Below are 21897 nucleotides of genomic sequence, written 5' to 3'. Positions count from 1 at the left end.
AATTAAGTGAAAAGGCCATCCGCAAGGATGGCCTTTTTGCGTTTCTGAACCACCGGTTTTTATAGGCCGGGTAAGGCGAAGCCGCCACCCGGCAATGTGGACTGCACGCTCCCCCTTTCTGGCCTTTCTCCTAATCCCTTATCCTGCTAATGAAATATGTGATCTCCATCGCAATGAAATTTATAACAAAATTATAACATTTCATTTACGAAGCAATTGAGTCTCTTAGGCTCAACACGCCGCTGTAGATGGCAGGAGCATAATCATAATGACAGAAAACATCACATCACACGGGACGCTGGTTAACAGTGATACCCGCCGAAGAGTATGGGCAATCGTCAGCGCCTCTTCAGGTAATCTGGTTGAATGGTTCGACTTCTACGTCTATTCGTTCTGTTCGCTCTATTTCGCTCACATTTTCTTCCCGTCCGGCAACACAACCACACAGCTACTGCAAACTGCGGGCGTTTTTGCCGCTGGGTTCCTGATGCGCCCAATTGGTGGCTGGCTGTTCGGCCGAATCGCCGATCGTCGTGGCCGTAAAGTCTCAATGCTGATCTCGGTATGCATGATGTGCTTTGGTTCGCTGGTGATTGCCTGCTTACCAGGTTACGACGCAATTGGTACATGGGCACCGGCGCTGCTGTTACTGGCTCGCTTATTCCAGGGGCTTTCAGTTGGCGGGGAATACGGCACCAGCGCGACTTACATGAGTGAAATTGCGCTCGAAGGTCGTAAAGGATTCTACGCATCTTTCCAGTATGTCACTCTCATTGGCGGCCAACTTTTGGCGATCCTTGTCGTGGTGATCCTTCAGCAGATCCTGACCGATGAACAGCTACACGCCTGGGGATGGCGGATCCCCTTTGCTATGGGAGCAGTACTGGCGATCGTTGCGCTTTGGCTTCGTCGGCAGTTAGATGAAACATCGCAACAGGAAGTCAGGGCGTTAAAAGAAGCCGGTTCATTCAAAGGCTTATGGCGTAACCGTAAAGCATTTCTGATGGTGCTGGGCTTCACCGCCGGGGGCTCGCTGAGCTTTTACACCTTCACTACCTATATGCAAAAGTACCTGGTGAATACAACGGGAATGCACGCGAACGTCGCCAGTGTGGTGATGACCGTGGCGCTGTTTGTCTTTATGCTGATACAACCGGTGATTGGTGCGCTCTCTGATAAAATTGGTCGGCGCACGTCGATGCTGATTTTTGGCGGAATGTCCGCGTTATGTACCGTGCCCATTTTGTCCGCACTTCAGCATGTGTCCTCACCTTATGCAGCTTTTGCCCTCGTTATGCTGGCAATGGTGATAGTCAGTTTCTACACCTCTATCAGCGGGATATTAAAAGCGGAAATGTTCCCGGCACAGGTGCGTGCTCTGGGGGTTGGCCTCTCTTACGCGGTGGCTAACGCACTGTTTGGCGGCTCAGCTGAATATGTCGCACTGTCACTCAAATCGTGGGGAAGTGAAACGACCTTCTTCTGGTATGTCACCGTCATGGGGGCGCTGGCCTTTATTGTTTCTCTGATGCTGCACCGTAAAGGGAAGGGGATCCGCCTTTAATAATGTGCCATCTGCCACACGGCATAGCCGGTGGTTGCCCCAGCGACATCCCACGCGAAATCTTTCCAGCTCCAGCCGCTCCCTGCCGGGCGGCTATCCCACAATTCTTTGGATGCCCCCAGGCTTACAGAGAACATGAAACCAATCGCTGCGCTACGATCCCGGCTGTAACCCTGATGTTGTGCATACTCATTGCCCGCAGCGGACAACATTGCGGAGGCGATAAAGTGCTGCGCCTTGTCCTGACCATACCAGTTATCGTTAGCCATATGGCTACATCCGGTCAGACAGAGGATTGTAAGCAGCAGAGGAATACGCACAGTGAGCTCCATAAAAAAAACCCTGTCGTTGACAGGGCCTCGTGTTACAGAATGCGGCTAATAAGGCGGTCAATTCGGATCCGACGCAAACGGCGGATGAGCTTGCGGACTTTCACCGGATAATCAGCAATGCTTTGCAGATCGCGATAGTGACGTACCACAGTGGTATGCGTGCGAATCAAATCCAGTTCGCGCTCACGTTTCGCGGCTAGTTCATGCTGCGGATCGTGGATCAGAATGGCATTTTCCAGATCCAGGCGCCAGGCGCGCGGGTTCAGGTTATTACCTGTCAGCAGCATCCACTCATCATCTACCCACATCCCTTTCAGGTGATAGGTATTGTCTTCATCTTTCCACAGGCGCACGACCAGCTGGTCAGTGTTGACATAGTACTGTAAACGACTCAGGAAACGGCGCAGGTTAATCTCATAGAGATAAGGCAACGCACCGATGATTTTGAACGGCTGATCTTCCGGGATAAAAAAGTCGTTAGCGGTTTTATCACCCACGATGATTTCGACCTTCTTACCATCACGCAACAGCTGAATGATGTTACGCACCAGCACAGCCGGCAGGTTGAAGTAAGGGGTACAGATCGTGAGTTTCTGATCGGCACACGGCATCAGATGGAAGATGGTCTTATTCAGCAGGCTCGACTTGCCCAGCCCAACCAGCGGTGTGACAGATAACTGCTCGTTGTTTGCATCACCCTGAAAATGATAAATCGCGTCACGTAATTCCTGGCGGAAGAGACGAACGTCGTTTTTAATTTCCGGGCTCTTGGGACGGTGAGGATTATCCAGACGATTCACGCCACGCCCATGTACCAGATTCTTATCAACCCAGTTGAACATGATGTCAGCCATCTGTGGGTTACGAATCAGATGGTAGCGGTCGTAACGATATTTATCGAGCTGGTGCAGGTAAACATCATTCAGGCTCGCGCCGCTATACAGCACGCTGTCGTCGATGATGAAACCTTTGAAATGCAGTACGCCAAGCGCTTCGCGCGTATTTACGGGAACGCCATATACCGGGATATTAATTCCCGGGTTTTCCTGGGCAGTTCGGCAATACCAGTCTGCGTTGGTGTTAGAAGCCGCGGCGCCAATACGGCCGCGTTGTGCACGGTGCCAGTCAACCAGCACACGTACATCCAGCTCTGGACGAAGACGTTTTGCTTCATAAAGCGCGTTCAGGATCCCGCGGCCACCTTCATCTTGTTCGAGATAAAGAGCCACAATGCAAATGCGTCGCGTGGCGCTGGCAATCTTTTCCAGAAGCGTCTCCCGAAAATGAGCGGGAGCATAAAAGAACTCTACATCATCAACTGACTGAGAAATCTTCGGTAGTTGAGCAAGGTGTTGTTGATGTTTATTACGCTTAAATTTTGACAACATCACAGTGCGTTTCTTCTCTGTTCATTGAAGGGTTGTCTGTACCAGGCAAACAACATAAGCGGACAATGATACCACCAGTACCATCCAAAGTGGTTAACATTTCCAGTAGGTTACTCTTGTTTATCCGCCGAATTCAGACCGAGAGTCAGTGAAACAATACCTTCCTCAAGTTGGACATCAACGTCAAAACCAAGTTTTCGCGCCAGAGTGACCATGCCACGATTGTTAGGCATAGTAATGCCATTCAGGCGTAACAATCCGTGATCGCGCGTATAACTGATGAGTTTTTCCAGCAGGCGTCTGCCCAGACCCAGCCCTTTCAGATCGGAACGTACCAGCACGGCAAACTCCGCATCGACGTTATCAGGATCAGAGATCGCCCGCGTAACACCCAGGATCTCTTCCTCTGCTTCAACACGACGAACAGCAACAAATGCCATTTCACGATCGTAGTCGATCTGGGTCATGTTGGCTAAATCTTCATGGGTAAATTCGTTGATTTCACTGAAGTAGCGATAGTAGAGATCCTCTTTCGTTACTTGCGAGATAAACACCCGCAGCTGCGGTTCGTCTTCTGGCAGGATAGGGCGGAACAGCACGCGTTCGCCGTTCTTCATTTCCACCCATTCTTCAAGTTGCAGCGGGTAAGGACGAATGGCGAGCCGGCTTTCGCTGTCACCTTTAAAGGGAGCAATATCCAGCGTGACGTCCAGGGCGGTAAATTCATTGCCAGAAGCCAGCAGCGGATGAATATCCAGGCGCTGAATTTCAGCACAATCAACAATCAGGTTCGAAACCTGTACCAAAAACTGGCTGAGTCCGGCGATGTCCAGCGGGCGCAGCGCACTTCGTCCGCGGATTTTCTTGCTTTTAATGGCCTGAATAACCAGATAGCGCGCCAGATTCATGTTCAGTGGTGGCAGGGCGACCACTGCCTGCTCTTCAGGTCGCCATTCCACACCGCCTTCACCCAGCATAATCAGCGGGCCAAAGACCGGGTCATGTTCAACCACCACCCGTAATTCCTGGGCGCCAGCGCGGTTAGCCATACTTTGCACCAGTAAACCGTGGATCCTCGCCTGCGGCCAGGCCATTTTTACCCGATCGAAAATGGCGTCTGCGGCCTGCTGTACTTCCGCAGCGGTGCGTAGATACAACATAACACCCTGAATATCAGACTTATGCGGTATGTCCGGCGAGCGCAGTTTCAGTGCAACCGGGTAACCAATTTGCTCGGCGATATGAACGGCCTCTGCGCTGTCGCTGGCAATCCAGGTGGGCAAGGTGTGGAGTCCATAGCTGCCGAGAATCGGCTGCACTTCATGGGTGTCCAGCGACGTTGCACCTTCCTCAATGGCCCGTTGCAACAACCTGCGCACATCAACGGTATTCCCCGCCAGATTACCCGGTAACGCCGGTGTTTCGCGCAGCTGCTTCTGGTTACGACGATATTCCACCATATGCATAAACGCGGTGATGGTCCCTTCCGGGGTACGATAGGTTGGAAGCCCGGCTTCGCTAAACAGCCGCCGTGCTTCCTGCGATGAAAACTCCCCACACCAGTTGGTTAACAGCGTGACATATTTCCCGCGAGGATGATGTCGAACCGCCTCGATAAGCCCTCGCGCACTTTCGCTGCCGGGGGCCGCGGCACTTGGCGAATGAATGATCATCAGCGCATCAAAATCCTGGCTATCCAGCAAGATAGAGATGGCTTTAATGTAACGCTCGCTGCTGGCATCATCGCGCAAATCCAGCGGATTGCCGGGTGAAACGCTTGTCGGCAGAGCATCACGCAGGCGCTGGAGCGTCTCCTCACTGAGCGTCGCCAGTTTGCCGTTACGTAGCCACAGTTCGTCCAGAGCCAGCGCGGCAGGTGCTGCGCCATTGCTGACTATCATTAATTTCTCACCGCGCAACGGGCGCATATGGCTCAGCGTTTCAACCGCGGAAAAAAGCTCATGCGTATCCTGAACACGCAGCAAACCTGCACGCTGAATGGCGGCATCCCACGCAGGATCCATACCAGAATGTGAGTGCAGAAGCCGTTGTGCGGCCGGGCTACGGCCACTTTTGATGACCAGAATCGGTTTATTACGCGATGCGCTACGGGCTGCTGAGACAAAACGGCGGGCATCGCTTAAATGTTCAAGGTAGAGCAAAATCGCGCTGGTTTTGCTGTCTCTGGCCAGGAAATCCAGCAGCTCATCGACATCAATATCCAGGCTGTCACCCAGCGCGATGAAGTAGGAGAATCCCATTTCGCGCTGCTGCGCCCAGTCGAGGATGGTATTTGATACAGCCGCTGACTGGGAAATAAACGCCAGCTTGCCTTTGCGAATCGGAACGGGGGAAAAACTGGCATTCAGGCCCTGCCATGGCGCCAGCAAACCGAGGCTGTTTGGGCCGAGAATGCGCATCTGATACCGGCTGGCGCAGGCCAGAAGTTCAGGCTGCTGTTCAGGAGGAGAAGAGAGGATAATGCAGGTTTTACATCCTTTCTGGCCAAGTGACTCAAGCAGGTCCAGGTTACGTTTCGCGTTTGTACACAGCACGGCAAGGTCCGGCACAAAAGGCAGGCTCTGCACATCGGGCCATGCCAGTACACCCTGAACCGCTTTCCAGGAGGGCGTAACCGGTAACACGGGGCCATTAAATCCACCGGCCAGTAAATTACGCATCATCAGATAACCTGCACGATCAGGCTTCATTGACGCACCGATAACGGCAATGGATTTAGGGCGCAGTAACGCTTCCAGGCCTCGCTGACTCATGCAAGTCTCCAGTAGATACGAGTGACCTGATGATTTTAAACGCTTTCTGCTTCGTCTGCTGTGACACTGCCCTTATGAATGGTTTTTCCTGCCAGGTAGCGCTCGCGAAAACGGGAAAAATGGTCGCCCAGTGCAGTAGCCGCTGACGTATCGCCGGCAAGATCCAACAGGGCAATGGCCACTTCTGCGGTGCAGTATTGTCCCTCAGCGTGCGCTTCACGCAACCGGTAGGCAGATACACGTGAAAGATCGACTGAAATCACCGGCAGCGCATCAAGATAAGGACTTTTGCGGAACATTTTTCGCGCTTCCGTCCAGGTGCCATCCAGCATAATGAAGAGCGGCGGCTTACCGGAAGGCGGTGCGGACAGCACCTGACGGCTCTCTCCTACATAAGAGGCCGGGAAAACGACCATCGGTTGATACTCATCGCTGGCAACCAGATCGAGCAGCGCCTGAGGCGGTTCGGTACGTGACCACTGAAATGCCATTGTCTCCGGAAGAATATCCGCAATCAGCCGACCCGTATTGCTGGGCTTCATGGGTTCGGTATCGAACATGACCAGGCAAAAACGGCTTTGCGCTTCAGCAGGGGCGAGGGTTTCACACAGGCAAACCTTGAGCGGCAGCAGGCAGCGCTGACAGCGGCGGATACGGTTGCCACGAGCGAGAAAAGGGCGGGTTGCACGCGCAAGGCGTTCAGCGCGCAATTGGAGAACAGCGTTATCAGTCATGGGCGAAATGCAGGAAAAACACCATTTTCGCAGAGGGAAGTACGGGGCACAAGATGTGCCCCGCGATTGTTACACGGATTCGTTCAGCCAGCTCTCAAATGGAGCCTTAGGAACTGCGCCGTTAAGCATGTCGATCACTTCGCCATTTTTGAAAATCATAATGGTCGGGATGCTGCGGATACGGAAGCGAGCGCTCAGCTCACGTTCCGCTTCGGTGTTAACTTTCACGAAACGCATTTTACCACTGCGCTCTTCGGCAACATCTTCAAAGATTGGCGCAAAACTCCGGCACGGGCCACACCATGGTGCCCAGAAATCCACCACTACAGGCAGATCATCCTTGAGGAGTTTGTCCAGCGTAGCACCCGTCGCGTTAATCACATCGCCATCAAACAATTCGTGACCGCAACGCCCGCACTTCGCACCATCATCAATCCGGTCTTCGGGAATGCGGTTAAGAGCCTGACAGTTGGCACATACGGTATTCATAACTAACCTCTGATAGAGCTGTGGGACAGAGCGGCAGAACGCCGATTTTGTTTCTAATATGTTACATATTATCAATGAGCCTGTTTGAAACGACAATGCGTTTTATTCAATGAGAACAATAGTCGCAGGCTTTTGTACGAAATAATGGCTATGAGCTTGCACATCGGGTAATCTGCGCGCTTCGCGCAGCGCTGGTGGAGAAAAGCATGAACGACGAACTAAAGAACAAAAGCGGCAAGGTCAAAGTGATGTATGTCCGCAGTGATGAGGATTCTGATAAACGCACCCAAAATCCGCGTACCGGAAAAGGTGGCGGGCGTCCGGCGTCTTCTCGTGCAGACGGTGGCCGTCGCCCCGCCCGCGATGACAGAAATAACCGCGGTGATGACCGCAAACGTGATGACCGTAAACGTGACGATCGCAAACGCGATGATCGTCCACGCGATGATTTCTCACGTGATGGCTCGTCCCCGTGGCGTACCGTTTCTCGTGCCCCTGGCGACGAGACCCCAGAAAAGGCCGATCACGGCGGTATCAGCGGTAAAAGCTTTATCGACCCTGAAGTGCTGCGCCGTCAGCGTGCGGAAGAGACCCGCGTGTACGGTGAGAATGCGTGCCAGGCCCTGTTCCAGAGCCGCCCTGAGTGCATCGTTCGCGCCTGGTTTATTCAGAGCGTAACGCCACGCTTTAAAGAAGCTCTGCGCTGGATGGCGGCGAACCGTAAAGCTTACCATGTGGTTGATGATGCCGAGCTGACCAAAGCGTCCGGGACCGAACACCACGGTGGCGTCTGCTTCCTGATCAAAAAGCGTAACGGCACAACCGTTCAGCAGTGGGTCAGCCAGGCTGAAGCCGATGATTGCGTTCTGGCGCTGGAAGATGTGGGCAACCCGCATAACCTGGGGGCGATGATGCGTAGCTGCGCGCACTTTGGTGTGAAAGGCGTGCTGTTACAGGACGCTGCGCTGCTGGAATCCGGTGCGGCGATCCGTACCGCAGAAGGCGGTGCTGAGCACGTTCAGCCGATCACCGGTGATAGCGTTCTGGATGCCATTGAGCAGTTCCGCAAAGCGGGCTATTCCATTGTGACCACCTCCAGCCACGCCGGTACGCCGCTGTTTAAAGCGACGCTGCCGCGTAAGATGGTGCTGGTGCTGGGCCAGGAGCGTGATGGTCTGTCTGATGCTGCACTGTCGAGTGCCGATCTGAGCGTGTCTATCGACGGTACCGGTAATGTCGAAAGTCTCAACGTTTCCGTTGCAACCGGCGTACTGCTGGCTGAATGGTGGCGTCAGAATAAGGCATAAGCCTTAATCTGCGGTGGTATGCCCGGTGAGCCGGGCATACTGCATCAAACTACTCGCTTTCTGCCGGTAATACGGGCATCCAGTCAATCGGCGTCTCGCCGCGCTTTTCCAGCCATTCATTCGCCAGAACGAAATGATTACTGCCAAAGAATCCGCGATGTGCAGACAGCGGTGATGGATGCGGCGCTTTCAGCACGTGATGACGCTGCGGGTCAATAATTGCCCCTTTTTTCTGCGCATGAGATCCCCACAATAAAAACACCACGCCTTCACGATGTTCATTGATAAGGCTTATCACTTTATCCGTAAAGGTTTCCCAGCCCAGGCTGGCGTGAGAGTGGGCCTGGCCTGCACGCACGGTTAATACGGTATTCAATAACAGAACACCCTGATGCGCCCAGCTTTCCAGGTAACCGTGTGTTGGCCGGGTAAAGCCGGGAAGGGTACCTTCAAGCTCTTTATACATATTCAAAAGAGAAGGCGGAATGGCAATGCCAGGACGCACGGAAAATGCCAGGCCATGCGCTTGTCCTGGCCCATGGTAAGGATCCTGACCGAGGATAACCACTTTTACATCGCTCAGTTCGGTATAACGGAAAGCGTTGAAGACATCTTTCTGCGGCGGATAAATTGTCTGGCCAGATTGCCGCTCTGTCGCGACGGTGCTGAGGGTATTAATAAAATAGGGTTGCTGTTTTTCTTCGGCCAACACGTCGTGCCATGTTAAAGGGGTTGTCATCTCGCTCTCCTGCGAATCTCATCTGCGCCTAGCTTACCCGTTAAACCCTGGTGATCAAAATTCCACACGGAAAAATGCCCTAAGTCCTTAAATTTAATTTGAAATTATGCAGATTAGGTTGAATTGGTAAGGTTGTTAAATTGATCTGAAACAATAAAATCAAACCACACTCTTTATGTGGTTGGTATTTTTGTTGATTTAAATCAATAAATCACGGGGTGCTGAGTGATATATATACACGCAAGCAACAATGGTTTTACCAATTGGCCTGAACAGGCCGACACCAGTTAATGTAGCCTAAGGGAGGCATCACATGATTACAGGTATCCAGATTACTAAAGCTGCAAATGACGACCTGCTCAACTCTTTCTGGCTGCTGGACAGCGAAAAAGGTGAAGCACGCTGTGTAGTGGCTAAAGCAGGTTTTGCAGAAGATGAAATCGTTCCAGTAAGCAAGCTGGGCGACATCGAATACCGTGAAATTCCGATGGAAGTGAAACCGGAAGTCCGCGTGGAAGGTGGTCAGCACCTGAACGTTAACGTGCTGCGTCGCGAAACACTGATGGATGCCGTTGAGCACCCGGAAAAATATCCACAGCTGACCATTCGTGTGTCTGGCTATGCAGTGCGTTTCAACTCCCTGACTCCAGAGCAGCAACGCGACGTTATCGCGCGTACCTTTACTGAAAGTCTGTAAGGCTTTTCGTCACGGGAGCAGCACGGAAGCAGAATGAAAAAAGCCGGGTGATTACCCGGCTTTTTTTTACTCTTCAGTTTGCGAATCTGGCGCAGCAGTACTTGGCTTACGGCGCTTACCAATGTTCTTGGTATCGCGGTGGCGTTGTTTAACGCGCGGCTTCTCTTTTTCTTTCTCTTTCTTCTCAGCACGTTTGGCGAGCGCTTTCTTGGACGGTTTACCCGTCATTTTTTCGCTCGGGGCACGTGTGGTCGGACGAAGCTCACTGATAACGCGAGCCTTCAGCGGCTCATCAACATAGCGGCCGATTTTCTGCAACAGCAGGAAGTCATGTGCTTCAACCAGAGAAATAGCGATACCTTTGCGGCCTGCACGACCGGTACGGCCAATGCGGTGCAGATAGGTGTCACCGCTGCGTGGCATATCGAAGTTAATCACATGGCTTACATCCGGAATGTCGATCCCGCGTGCAGCAACGTCGGTGGCGACCAGCACGTTTACGCGACCATCGGTCAGACGCTTGATACCTTCGGTACGCTTAACCTGTGCCATCTCGCCTTCAAGATAGCAGTTGTTGATCCCTGCATTACGCAGCATTTCAGCCAGCTCGTGCACACGCTCGCGCTTACGCACGAATACGATGGTGCGGGTCGCGTCTTCTTGCTTCAGCAAATGCTTGAGCAGCTCAACCTTGTGTTCCAGATCATCCGCGCGGTAGTACCACTGGTGGATCTTCTTGCGCTCACGAGTGGAAGGGGTTGCAGATACCTCCACCGGATCTTCCAACAGGCGCTCTGCGAAGTCTTTAATCGCTTCCCCTTCCAGGGTGGCAGAGAACAGCATGGTCTGGTTACGCCAGCGCGTTTCACCCGCGATATGTTCGATATCCTGCGCGAAGCCCATGTCCAGCATCCGGTCAGCTTCATCAAGGATCAGCGTTTCAACCGCACGGCAGTCAAAGTTCTCTTCTTTAATGTATTGCAGCAGGCGACCGGTCGTGGCTACCACGATATCCTGGTTTTCGCTGAACACTTCGGCGTGGTTCATATACGCAACGCCGCCAGTGATGGTGGCGATATCAAGATGGGTGTTCGCCGCCAGTTCACGCGCGTGTTCGGCAACTTGCATTGCCAGTTCACGCGTAGGCGTCAGGATCAAAATACGTGGCGGGCCTGATTTTTTGCGTGGGAAATCGAGCAAATGCTGCAAGACAGGCAGCAAGTAGGCTGCTGTTTTCCCCGTGCCGGTTGGCGCAGAACCGAGCACATCGCGGCCCTCAAGCGCAGGCGGAATGGCCGCGGCCTGAATGGCGGTCGGGCGTGTAAAGCCTTTGCTCTCTAACGCATTGAGCAGGCTTTCATCGAGTTCAAGTTCGGAAAAAGTCGTTACAGTCATGTTCTACCTCTGTGTGGGGCGCTGATTATAGACGTTACGGCTGTAATCTTCATCTGTTTGTATGGATATCGCTTTGCGACCACTTCGCTTTCCCCTATGCTACTCCAGTTTCACTTAGAAGGTTGCCCTGACATGTCTCAACTCAAAGCGCAATTGCGCCGCGATGGTTTTACATTTAAACAGTTCTTTATTGCTCACGATCGCTGTGCGATGAAAGTCGGCACAGACGGGATCCTGCTGGGATCCTGGGCGCCTGTTGCTGGCGTTAAACGTATTCTTGATATTGGTACAGGAAGTGGGCTTCTGGCGCTGATGCTGGCGCAGCGTACCGAGCAACATGTCACCATTGATGCCGTTGAGCTTGATGCACAAGCCGCTGAGCAGGCAAGTGAAAATGCCGCTGAATCCCCCTGGGCTGAACGTGTAAAAGTGGAATGTGCCGATGTACTTACCTGGGCACCCGAGCAGACTTCCCGTTACGACCTTATTGTCAGCAACCCACCTTACTATGAACCCGGCGTAGAGTGCGGTACGCCGGAGCGTGAGCAGGCCCGTTATACCGGTTCGCTCGATCACCGTGCATTATTAACCAGTGCCGCTGAGTTGATCTCTGAAGAGGGATTTTTCTGCGTCGTATTGCCGGAAAGCACCGGTAATACCTTTATTGAAATTGCGCGGGAAATCGGCTGGAACTTGCGCCTGCGTACCGATATTTCAGATACAGAAGGGCGCTTGCCTCACCGGGTGCTGCTGGCACTGTCGCCAAAAGAGGGCGAGTGTTTTAATGACCGGATGGTTATCCGTGGGCCAGACCAGCGTTATTCCGAAGATTACACTGCTCTGACCCAGGCATTTTACTTGTTTATGTGAGCACCTGGGGAAAGTACCGACGGGCCTGATTCGGCCAGCTGATCCGGGAAATCCAGGGTGTAGTGCAATCCGCGGCTCTCTTTACGCATCATGGCACAGCGCACAATCAGCTCTGCTACCTGCACCAGGTTACGCAATTCCAGCAGGTTATTGGACACGCGGAAGTTTGCGTAGTACTCGTCGATTTCCTGTTGCAGCATGGTAATGCGTCGCAAAGCACGTTCAAGGCGCTTGGTTGTACGCACAATGCCCACGTAGTCCCACATAAATAGCCTTAACTCGTGCCAGTTATGCTGGATGACAACCAGCTCATCCGGGTTTTCAACGCGGCTCTCATCCCAGGCGGGTAAGTGCGCCGTCGGGCGAGCGTAAGGCATCCGCTTAATAATATCTTCTGATGCAGACCACCCGTAGACCAGGCATTCGAGCAGCGAGTTCGACGCCATGCGGTTTGCCCCATGCAGCCCCGTGTAGCTCACTTCGCCAATGGCATACAGGCCGTCAACGTCGGTACGACCATGATCGTCAACCATGACGCCGCCACAGGTATAGTGTGCTGCGGGAACAATAGGAACCGGCTCGCGGGTGAGATCAATACCCAGGCCCAGCAGCTTTTCGTAAATCATAGGGAAGTGCTGGCGAATGAAATCAGCCGGTTTATGGCTAATATCCAGATACATACAATCAACACCAAGACGCTTCATCTCGTGGTCGATGGCGCGCGCAACGATATCACGCGGGGCGAGTTCGCCTCTGGCATCAAAGTCCGGCATAAAACGCGAACCGTCCGGCCGCTTCAGGTACGCACCTTCGCCGCGCAGGGCTTCAGTCAGTAAGAAGTTGCGCGCCTGTGGGTGGAACAAGGCAGTTGGATGGAACTGGTTAAATTCCAGATTCGCCACCCGGCAGCCCGCGCGCCAGGCCATGGCGATGCCATCACCCGAGGCGATATCCGGGTTCGTGGTGTATTGATAAACTTTGGATGCACCGCCAGTTGCCAGAACCACGGCTTTCGCCTGGCAGGTTTCGACTTTCTCTTTATTACGATTCCAGACCCAGGCACCCACTACGCGGCGCGTGCCTGGAAGCCCAATCTTATCAGAAATAATAAGGTCGACCGCATTACTGCGTTCCAGTACCTGAATATTCGGATGGCTCAGCGCTTTACTGACCAGCGTGGTTTCAACTTCTTTACCGGTTGCATCCGCTGCGTGGAGGATGCGGCGGTGGCTGTGCCCGCCTTCACGGGTAAGGTGATAACTCTCTTCACCGTTGGGCTGGATCTGCGTATCGAATAAAACACCCTGATCGATGAGCCACTGAACGCAGTGGCGAGCATTGCTGGCGACAAATTCGGCGGCGTGCGCATCCACGATCCCCGCCCCGGCAATCAGCGTATCTTCCACGTGGGATGCAATGCTGTCTGTCTCATCAAACACGGCGGCAATACCGCCCTGGGCATAAAAGGTTGAGCCTTCGCTCATTGGCCCTTTACTCAGTACGATAACTTTCTGATTTTTAGCCAGGCGAAGCGCCAAAGATAACCCGGCAGCGCCGCTGCCAATAATCAGTACGTCACACGTCAGTTCTGGTGTTGTGTTCATGATGTTTGTTTAATTTACTAAACATTGTTTGGCCAGAATAGCACCCGAATGCGAGATGTCGCACGTTTTTTTTAAATGATGTTGCAATGGCTAAACTCGATATCAAGGCTTAAAAGCGGGTAAATGTATGAAAATATTTTGCGAAGCAGATCGTTAGCTTCAGATTATGTGGTGAAATAAAGCCTGTGTTGCGTTACTCTTCTGACGGTAAACAGGCAGTTTCTTGTCAGAAAGTGCCTACGTATCGTGAACGGACATATAATGATAGAAAATGAACGGTCTGCGGCGCGATGAACAAAAACAAAGGCGTTACGGAACTTATTGAAGAACAGACACTCTAAGTCGGTGCTTGCTCAACAGTGCAGTGTTTTTAGAGTGGCGTTTCGATAACGCGTGGAATTTAGGTTTGGGGAGACATTACCTCGGATGAGCGAGCAGTTAACGGACCAGGTCCTGGTTGAACGGGTCCAGAAGGGAGATCAGAAAGCCTTTAACCTTCTGGTGGTTCGCTACCAGCATAAGGTGGCGAGTCTGGTTTCCCGCTATGTACCGTCAGGGGACGTCCCTGATGTGGTACAAGAGTCTTTTATTAAGGCCTATCGTGCGCTGGATTCTTTCCGGGGAGATAGTGCTTTTTATACCTGGCTGTATCGTATTGCAGTTAATACAGCAAAGAATTATCTGGTCGCTCAGGGCCGCCGTCCACCTTCCAGTGATGTGGACGCAATCGACGCCGAAAACTTCGAAAGTGGCGGCGCATTGAAAGAAATTTCGAACCCTGAGAACTTAATGTTGTCAGAAGAACTGAGACAAATCGTTTTTCGCACGATCGAGTCGCTCCCGGAAGATTTACGCATGGCAATTACGTTGCGGGAGCTGGATGGTCTGAGCTATGAAGAGATAGCCGCTATCATGGATTGTCCGGTCGGCACGGTACGTTCACGAATCTTCCGTGCGCGAGAAGCTATTGATAATAAAGTTCAACCGCTTATCAGGCGTTGACGATAGCGGGATACTGAAAAAGGTATTAGGCATGCAGAAAGAAAAACTTTCCGCTTTAATGGATGGTGAAACGCTGGATAGTGAGCTGCTCAACGAGCTGTCTCATTCTCCCGAAATGCAAGAGACCTGGGCGAGTTATCATCTCATCCGTGACACCCTGCGCGGTGATACCGGAGAGGCTCTCCATTTCGATATCTCAGCACGCGTTATGGCGGCGATTGAGAACGAGCCTGTTCATCAGACCACACCGCTGATTCCTGAAGCTCAACCTGCACCTCACCAGTGGCAGAAAATGCCGTTCTGGCAAAAGGTGCGCCCGTGGGCCAGTCAACTTACCCAAATGGGTGTGGCTGCATGTGTATCGCTTGCAGTTATCGTTGGCGTCCAGCACTATAATACTCAGTCTGAAGCCAATCAGCAGCCTGAAGCGCCAGTGTTTAATACACTGCCGATGATGGGTAAAGCCAGCCCGGTTAGCTTGGGCGTACCGGCAGATGCATCCGCAAGCGGCGGTCAGCAACAGCAGGTACAAGAGCAGCGCCGTCGCATCAATGCGATGTTGCAGGATTATGAGTTGCAGCGTCGCCTGCACTCTGAACAGCTTCAGTTTGAGCAGGCACAAACCCAGCAAGCCGCTGTGCAGGTGCCAGGTAACCAAACTTTAGGAACGCAATCGCAGTAATGAAGCAACTTTGGTTCGCCATGTCTCTGATGGCGGGTAGCCTGTTCTTCTGTGCAAACGCCTCGGCTGATGTTTCATCCGGGGCGTTGTTGCAGCAAATGAATCTGGCCAGCCAGTCACTCAATTACGAGTTGGCATTTATCAGCATCAATAAGCAGGGTGTAGAGTCATTACGCTATCGCCATGCCCGCCTTGATAAACAGCCGCTTGCCCAGCTTTTACAGATGGATGGCCCGCGTCGGGAAGTTGTTCAGCGCGGTAACGAAATCAGCTATTTCGAACCTGGTCTTGAGCCTTTCACGCTTAATGGCGATTACATCGTTGATTCCCTTCCATCGCTTATCTATACAGACTTTAAGCGTCTTGCGCCTTTCTACGATTTTATTTCGGTAGGTCGTACGCGCATTGCCGATCGTCTGTGCGAAGTGATCCGCGTAGTTGCGCGCGATGGCACACGATACAGCTACATTGTCTGGATTGACGCAGAAACCAAGCTGCCGATGCGTGTAGACCTGCTCGATCGTGATGGCGAAACCCTGGAGCAGTTCCGGGTTATCTCATTCACCGTCAATAACCAGGTCGGCAACAGTATGCTGAATCTGGCAAAAGCCAGCCTGCCACCGCTTCTGTCTGTGCCTGCGGGCGACTCAGTTAATTTCAACTGGGTACCTTCCTGGATCCCACAGGGCTTTAGCGAAGTTTCCAGCAGCCGCCGTCAGTTGCCGACTATCGAAACACCGGTGGAGTCGCGACTCTACTCCGATGGGTTGTTCAGTTTCTCGGTTAACATCAACCGTGCAACGGCAAACAGTTCTGAACAAATGCTCCGTACCGGTCGCCGGACAGTCAGTACCACGGTGCGAGATAACGCAGAAATTACGATTGTAGGTGAATTGCCGCCGCAAACAGCGAAGCGAATTTCCGACAGCATTAAATTCAAGGCAGCACAATGATTAAAGAGTGGGCCACGGTCATTTCGTGGGCGGATGGCATTGCGCTGGTCAGCTGTGATGTAAAAGCCTCGTGCAACAGCTGCGCATCCAGAGCCGGTTGTGGAAGCCGTGTGCTGAACAAGCTTGGGCCACAGACCTCGCACACTATCTCCGTGCCGAGTGAACAACCGCTGGTGGAAGGGCAAAAAGTCGAACTGGGTATCACTGAAGGCAGTTTACTCACTTCTGCCATGCTGGTTTATCTTTCGCCGCTGGTGGGCTTGTTCGTGATGGGCGGTGTGTTCCAGATGCTTTTTGGCACCGACCTGGCCGCAATGTGCGGCGCAGCATTGGGTGGCGTTGGCGGTTTTTTACTGGCCCGGGGCTTTTCCCATAAGCTTGCAGCACGCGAAGAATGGCAGCCCGTCATTCTGAACGTGGCGCTGGCACCAGACCAGCTTCGTGTTGAAACGCTCTCTTCTGAAGCCCGGTGATTTCACCGGGCTTTATCATTATTTACATCTCTGATAAGAAAACGCTGATTCTTCACGCTATGCTTGGCTCTAAGTGCATTTCCAGGTTACGGGGATGTAGTGTAGAATGCTGCGTTTTCGCACTGAAAAACGTCAGGCTAAGAACAGCGGCCTCCAGGAATTCGTAAGGCATAATTATTTAACTATATGAAGAACATACGTAACTTTTCGATCATTGCTCACATTGACCACGGTAAGTCGACGCTGTCTGACCGTATTATCCAGATTTGCGGTGGCCTGTCTGATCGTGAAATGGAAGCCCAGGTTCTGGACTCCATGGACCTGGAACGCGAACGTGGTATTACCATCAAAGCGCAGAGCGTAACGCTCGATTACAAGGCTGCTGATGGCGAAACCTACCAGCTGAACTTTATCGACACCCCGGGCCACGTTGACTTCTCCTATGAAGTTTCGCGCTCGCTGGCGGCCTGTGAAGGCGCGCTGCTGGTGGTGGATGCCGGGCAGGGCGTAGAAGCCCAGACTCTGGCAAACTGCTACACCGCGATGGAAATGGATCTCGAGGTTGTGCCGGTTCTGAACAAAATCGACCTGCCTGCCGCCGACCCTGAGCGCGTAGCCGAAGAGATTGAAGACATTGTCGGTATCGACGCCACCGATGCCGTGCGCTGCTCGGCGAAAACCGGTGTGGGTGTTCCGGATGTGCTGGAGCGTCTGGTGCGTGATATCCCGGCACCAGAAGGTGACCCGGATGCACCATTACAGGCGCTGATCATCGACTCCTGGTTTGATAACTATCTGGGTGTTGTGTCGCTGGTCCGTATTAAAAACGGCACCATGCGTAAAGGCGACAAAATCAAGGTGATGAGCACCGGGCAGGTCTATAACGCTGACCGTCTGGGTATCTTCACGCCAAAACAGGTTGACCGTACCGAGCTGAAATGCGGCGAGGTAGGCTGGCTGGTGTGTGCAATTAAAGACATCCTCGGCGCGCCGGTAGGCGATACGCTGACGCTGGCACGTAATCCAGCGGATAAAGCGCTGCCTGGCTTCAAAAAAGTGAAGCCGCAGGTATACGCGGGTCTGTTCCCGGTCAGCTCTGATGACTACGAAAACTTCCGTGATGCGCTCGGTAAACTGAGCCTTAACGATGCTTCCCTGTTCTATGAGCCAGAAAGTTCAACGGCGTTGGGCTTCGGCTTCCGCTGTGGCTTCCTCGGCCTGCTGCACATGGAGATCATTCAGGAACGTCTGGAGCGTGAATACGATCTGGATCTGATCACCACGGCGCCGACCGTAGTCTATGAAGTAGAGACTACATCGAAAGAAGTTATTTACGTCGATAGCCCGTCCAAGCTTCCGCCGCTGAACAATATTTATGAACTGCGCGAGCCAATTGCAGAGTGTCATATGCTGCTGCCGCAGGAGTTCCTCGGCAATGTGATTACGCTATGTATCGAGAAGCGTGGCGTTCAGACCAACATGGTTTACCACGGTAACCAGGTGGCGCTGACCTACGAAATCCCGATGGCAGAAGTGGTGCTCGACTTCTTCGACCGTCTGAAGTCTACCTCTCGCGGCTATGCGTCGCTGGATTACAACTTCAAACGCTTCCAGGCATCCAACATGGTACGTGTGGACGTGCTGATCAACAGCGAGCGTGTTGATGCGCTGGCGCTGATCACCCACAACGACAACGCGCCATACCGTGGCCGTGAGCTGGTTGAGAAGATGAAAGAGCTGATCCCGCGTCAGCAGTTCGACATCGCTATCCAGGCCGCAATCGGTAACCACATTATTGCGCGTTCTACCGTGAAACAGCTGCGTAAAAACGTTCTGGCTAAATGCTATGGCGGTGACGTCAGCCGTAAGAAGAAGCTGCTCCAGAAGCAGAAAGACGGTAAGAAGCGTATGAAGCAGGTCGGTAACGTTGAGCTGCCGCAGGAAGCATTCCTTGCCATCCTTCACGTTGGTAAAGACGGCAAATAACCCTTAAGGAGTTGGCATGGCGAACATGTTTGCCCTGATCCTGGTCATTGCTACCCTGGTGACAGGTCTGTTGTGGTGTCTGGATAAGTTTATTTTCGCCCCAAAACGTCGTGAACGTCAGGCTGCCGCTCAGGCAGCCACTGGCGACGGGCTCGATGCGAAGACCCTGAAGAAAGTTGGTCCGAAACCGGGCTGGCTGGAAACCGGTGCATCGGTGTTTCCGGTGCTGGCGATTGTTCTGGTTGTCCGTTCGTTCATTTACGAACCTTTCCAGATCCCGTCTGGTTCAATGATGCCAACACTGTTGATTGGTGATTTTATTCTGGTAGAGAAGTTTGCCTACGGCATTAAAGATCCTATCTACCAGAAAACGCTGATCGAAACGGGTCATCCGAAACGTGGCGACATCGTTGTCTTTAAATATCCGGAAGATCCACGTCTTGATTACATCAAGCGTGCGGTGGGCCTGCCGGGTGACCGGGTCTCTTACGATCCGGTAGCGAAAGAAGTGACCGTACAGCCAGGTTGCAGCTCCGGTACGGCATGTGAAAACGCGCTGCCAATCACTTACTCAAACGTTGAGCCAAGCGATTTTGTGCAGACCTTTGCTCGCCGTAACGGCGGTGAAGCGACCAGCGGTTTCTTCCAGGTTCCGAAAGGTGAAAGCAAAGATAACGGCATTCGTCTGGTTGAGCGTAAAGAGACGCTGGGTGATGTTACCCACCGTATTCTGACCGTGCCGATTGCGCAGGATCAGCTGGGTATGTACTACAAACAACCTGGTCAGCAGCTGGCAAGCTGGATTGTTCCTCCTGGACACTACTTCATGATGGGTGATAACCGCGATAACTCAGCGGACAGCCGTTACTGGGGCTTTGTGCCGGAAGCCAATCTGGTGGGTAAAGCGACAGCTATCTGGATGAGTTTTGAGAAGCAGGAAGGCGAATGGCCGACCGGCGTTCGCCTGAGTCGTATCGGCGGGATCCATTAATTCTCAATAATTGAACGCGTAGCCACTGGAATTGGTGGCTACGTGAATTATTTAAGCGATAAATCTCTTCGAACTAACGACATCCCCTGTCGTTGTGTATAGAATATTCCCCCGAAGTTTAAGGTTGGCCCTGTAAGGGTGCCACGGCACACGAAACCGCGTTGGTTTTCTCAGGTCGGTTTCGTGTGCTGCATTTTTGACGCATTCATTTATTGGTATCGCATGAACCCCATCGTAATTAATCGGCTTCAACGAAAGCTGGGCTACACTTTTCAGCATCAGGAGTTGTTGCAACAGGCATTAACCCACCGCAGTGCCAGCAGCAAACATAACGAGCGTCTTGAGTTTTTAGGCGACTCTATTTTAAGTTTTGTGATTGCTAATGCGCTTTATCACCGTTTCCCGCGTGTGGACGAAGGTGATATGAGCCGGATGCGCGCCACGCTGGTGCGGGGTAACACCCTTGCGGAAATCGCACGCGAATTTGAACTGGGCGAATGTCTGCGCCTTGGGCCGGGTGAGCTCAAAAGCGGTGGTTTCCGCCGTGAATCTATTCTCGCAGATACGGTCGAAGCATTAATCGGTGGCGTTTTCCTGGACAGCGATATCCAGACCGTAGAAAAGCTGATCCTGAACTGGTATCAGACCCGTCTGGACGAAATCAGTCCGGGCGATAAACAAAAAGATCCGAAAACGCGTTTGCAGGAATATTTGCAGGGTCGTCATCTCCCGCTGCCATCCTATCTGGTGGTGCAGGTGCGTGGCGAAGCACACGATCAGGAATTTACCATCCATTGCCAGGTCAGTGGCCTGAGTGAACCGGTGGTGGGCACAGGTTCTAGCCGACGCAAGGCTGAACAGGCTGCCGCCGAACAGGCGTTAAAAATGCTGGAGCTGGAATGAGCGAAGAAAAAACCTATTGCGGATTTATTGCCATCGTCGGACGTCCGAACGTTGGTAAATCCACCCTGTTGAATAATCTGCTTGGGCAGAAGATTTCTATTACCTCTCGTAAGGCGCAGACCACGCGTCACCGCATTGTCGGTATCCATACTGAAGGCGCGTATCAGGCAATTTATGTCGATACCCCGGGCCTGCACATGGAAGAGAAGCGTGCCATCAACCGCCTGATGAACAAAGCCGCGAGCAGCTCGATCGGTGATGTTGAGCTGGTGATTTTCGTTGTGGAAGGTACCCGCTGGACGCCGGACGACGAAATGGTGTTGAACAAACTGCGCGATGGCAAAACGCCGGTTATCCTGGCCGTCAACAAAGTGGACAACGTCCAGGAAAAAGCTGACCTGCTGCCGCATCTGCAATGGCTGGGCAGCCAGATGAATTTCCTCGACATCGTTCCGCTGTCAGCCGAGACCGGTCTGAACGTCGATACCATCGCCGGCATCGTGCGTAAGCATTTGCCAGAAGCAATCCATCACTTCCCGGAAGAGTACGTCACCGACCGCTCTCAGCGCTTTATGGCGTCTGAAATCATCCGTGAAAAGCTGATGCGTTTCCTGGGCGCAGAACTGCCGTATTCTGTGACTGTTGAGATCGAACGTTTCCAGAGCAACGAGCGCGGTGGCTATGACATCAACGGCCTGATCCTCGTTGAGCGTGAAGGGCAGAAGAAGATGGTGATTGGTAACAAAGGTGCCAAGATCAAAACCATCGGTATTGAAGCCCGTAAAGACATGATGGACATGTTTGAAGCACCGGTTCACCTGGAGCTGTGGGTGAAAGTGAAATCTGGCTGGGCCGATGATGAGCGTGCTCTGCGCAGCCTCGGTTACGGCGAAGATCAATAGTTTTCATAATCTATGGCTTTCGAGGTGCAGGAAGGCGGCAAGACCGCGAATCCCCGGGAGCTTACTTCAGTAAGTGACTGGGGTGAACGGGCGCAGCCAACGCACCTGCAAC

General features: G+C 52.8%; 21 protein-coding genes. 13 read left to right on the top strand and 8 right to left on the bottom strand.

Translation table 11 applies throughout. From position 1 onward, the window contains the following. Positions 1-268 precede the first annotated feature (268 nt). On the top strand, positions 269-1564 hold the full coding sequence (locus M987_RS22690; protein WP_014071392.1) for an MFS transporter: 1296 nt from the start codon (positions 269-271) through the stop codon (positions 1562-1564). Here M987_RS22690 and M987_RS22685 read toward each other — a convergent pair. From M987_RS22685 to trxC, 5 genes are all read right to left on the bottom strand, one after another. After that, positions 1561-1896, bottom strand: coding sequence for a YfiM family lipoprotein (locus tag M987_RS22685; protein WP_014071391.1), 336 nt, complete (start codon positions 1894-1896; stop codon positions 1561-1563). The genes M987_RS22690 and M987_RS22685 overlap by 4 nt on opposite strands. A gap of 32 nt (positions 1897-1928) precedes the next feature. Beyond that, positions 1929-3284 (bottom strand): CDP-diacylglycerol--serine O-phosphatidyltransferase, encoded by a 1356-nt coding sequence (gene pssA, locus M987_RS22680; protein WP_014071390.1) that lies wholly within the window; start codon positions 3282-3284, stop codon positions 1929-1931. Between the two features lie 110 nt (positions 3285-3394). Next, entirely contained in the window at positions 3395-6058 is a 2664-nt protein-coding gene (locus M987_RS22675; protein WP_014071389.1) for a bifunctional acetate--CoA ligase family protein/GNAT family N-acetyltransferase, read from the bottom strand. Positions 6059-6093: 35 nt separating this feature from the next. Then, on the bottom strand, positions 6094-6792 hold the full coding sequence (gene tapT / locus M987_RS22670) for a tRNA-uridine aminocarboxypropyltransferase (protein ID WP_014071388.1): 699 nt from the start codon (positions 6790-6792) through the stop codon (positions 6094-6096). 69 nt (positions 6793-6861) lie between these two features. Beyond that, on the bottom strand, positions 6862-7281 hold the full coding sequence (trxC, locus tag M987_RS22665; RefSeq protein WP_014071387.1) for a thioredoxin TrxC: 420 nt from the start codon (positions 7279-7281) through the stop codon (positions 6862-6864). Between the two features lie 206 nt (positions 7282-7487). On the opposite strand from trxC, the gene M987_RS22660 reads away from it, so the two are divergent. Further along, complete coding sequence (locus tag M987_RS22660; RefSeq protein WP_014071386.1) at positions 7488-8588, top strand: tRNA/rRNA methyltransferase; 1101 nt, start codon at positions 7488-7490, stop codon at positions 8586-8588. 49 nt (positions 8589-8637) lie between these two features. Here the strand turns inward: M987_RS22660 and ung are convergent, their stop codons facing one another. Continuing rightward, complete coding sequence (gene ung / locus M987_RS22655) at positions 8638-9327, bottom strand: uracil-DNA glycosylase (RefSeq protein ID WP_014071385.1); 690 nt, start codon at positions 9325-9327, stop codon at positions 8638-8640. Positions 9328-9640: 313 nt separating this feature from the next. On the opposite strand from ung, the gene grcA reads away from it, so the two are divergent. After that, entirely contained in the window at positions 9641-10024 is a 384-nt protein-coding gene (grcA, locus tag M987_RS22650; RefSeq protein ID WP_014071384.1) for an autonomous glycyl radical cofactor GrcA, read from the top strand. A 66-nt stretch (positions 10025-10090) separates the two neighbouring features. Here the strand turns inward: grcA and srmB are convergent, their stop codons facing one another. Further along, entirely contained in the window at positions 10091-11419 is a 1329-nt protein-coding gene (srmB, locus tag M987_RS22645; RefSeq protein WP_014071383.1) for an ATP-dependent RNA helicase SrmB, read from the bottom strand. 132 nt (positions 11420-11551) lie between these two features. On the opposite strand from srmB, the gene trmN reads away from it, so the two are divergent. Then, positions 11552-12289, top strand: a complete 738-nt coding sequence (trmN, locus tag M987_RS22640) for a tRNA(1)(Val) (adenine(37)-N(6))-methyltransferase TrmN (RefSeq protein ID WP_041162106.1) — start codon at positions 11552-11554, stop codon at positions 12287-12289. Here trmN and nadB read toward each other — a convergent pair. Then, complete coding sequence (nadB, locus tag M987_RS22635) at positions 12274-13893, bottom strand: L-aspartate oxidase (protein WP_014071382.1); 1620 nt, start codon at positions 13891-13893, stop codon at positions 12274-12276. The genes trmN and nadB overlap by 16 nt on opposite strands. Before the next feature lie 364 nt (positions 13894-14257). Between nadB and rseD the strand changes: the two genes are divergently transcribed. The 9 genes from rseD (at position 14258) to era (ending at position 21785) form a co-directional block, all read left to right on the top strand. Then, the gene (rseD, locus tag M987_RS25105; RefSeq protein WP_224955222.1) at positions 14258-14323 is read left to right on the top strand and encodes a rpoE leader peptide RseD; all 66 of its coding nucleotides are present in this window, start codon (positions 14258-14260) and stop codon (positions 14321-14323) included. Beyond that, entirely contained in the window at positions 14320-14895 is a 576-nt protein-coding gene (rpoE, locus tag M987_RS22630) for an RNA polymerase sigma factor RpoE (RefSeq protein ID WP_006176728.1), read from the top strand. The genes rseD and rpoE overlap by 4 nt, the downstream gene beginning before the upstream one ends. Positions 14896-14926: 31 nt before the next feature. Next, complete coding sequence (gene rseA / locus M987_RS22625; RefSeq protein WP_014071381.1) at positions 14927-15577, top strand: anti-sigma-E factor RseA; 651 nt, start codon at positions 14927-14929, stop codon at positions 15575-15577. Next, the gene (rseB, locus tag M987_RS22620; protein ID WP_014071380.1) at positions 15577-16530 is read left to right on the top strand and encodes a sigma-E factor regulatory protein RseB; all 954 of its coding nucleotides are present in this window, start codon (positions 15577-15579) and stop codon (positions 16528-16530) included. The genes rseA and rseB overlap by 1 nt, the downstream gene beginning before the upstream one ends. After that, positions 16527-17003, top strand: a complete 477-nt coding sequence (rseC, locus tag M987_RS22615) for a SoxR-reducing system protein RseC (RefSeq protein WP_014071379.1) — start codon at positions 16527-16529, stop codon at positions 17001-17003. The genes rseB and rseC overlap by 4 nt, the downstream gene beginning before the upstream one ends. Positions 17004-17189: 186 nt before the next feature. Beyond that, on the top strand, positions 17190-18989 hold the full coding sequence (gene lepA / locus M987_RS22610) for a translation elongation factor 4 (RefSeq protein ID WP_014071378.1): 1800 nt from the start codon (positions 17190-17192) through the stop codon (positions 18987-18989). A gap of 16 nt (positions 18990-19005) precedes the next feature. After that, on the top strand, positions 19006-19980 hold the full coding sequence (lepB, locus tag M987_RS22605; protein WP_014071377.1) for a signal peptidase I: 975 nt from the start codon (positions 19006-19008) through the stop codon (positions 19978-19980). A 222-nt stretch (positions 19981-20202) separates the two neighbouring features. Next, positions 20203-20883: a ribonuclease III gene (rnc, locus tag M987_RS22600; RefSeq protein ID WP_014071376.1), complete on the top strand. Its 681-nt coding sequence runs from the start codon at positions 20203-20205 to the stop codon at positions 20881-20883. Then, a complete protein-coding gene (era, locus tag M987_RS22595; RefSeq protein ID WP_014071375.1) occupies positions 20880-21785 on the top strand; it encodes a GTPase Era in 906 nt (301 codons plus the stop codon). Before rnc ends, era begins: the two co-directional genes overlap by 4 nt. The last annotated feature ends 112 nt before the right edge of the window (positions 21786-21897 follow it).

The organism is Enterobacter soli ATCC BAA-2102 (assembly GCF_001654845.1).
Lineage (GTDB): Bacteria > Pseudomonadota > Gammaproteobacteria > Enterobacterales > Enterobacteriaceae > Enterobacter > Enterobacter soli.
The sequence above is the reverse complement of the archived record's forward strand: the minus strand, read 5'-3'. Positions and strand labels throughout refer to the sequence as shown.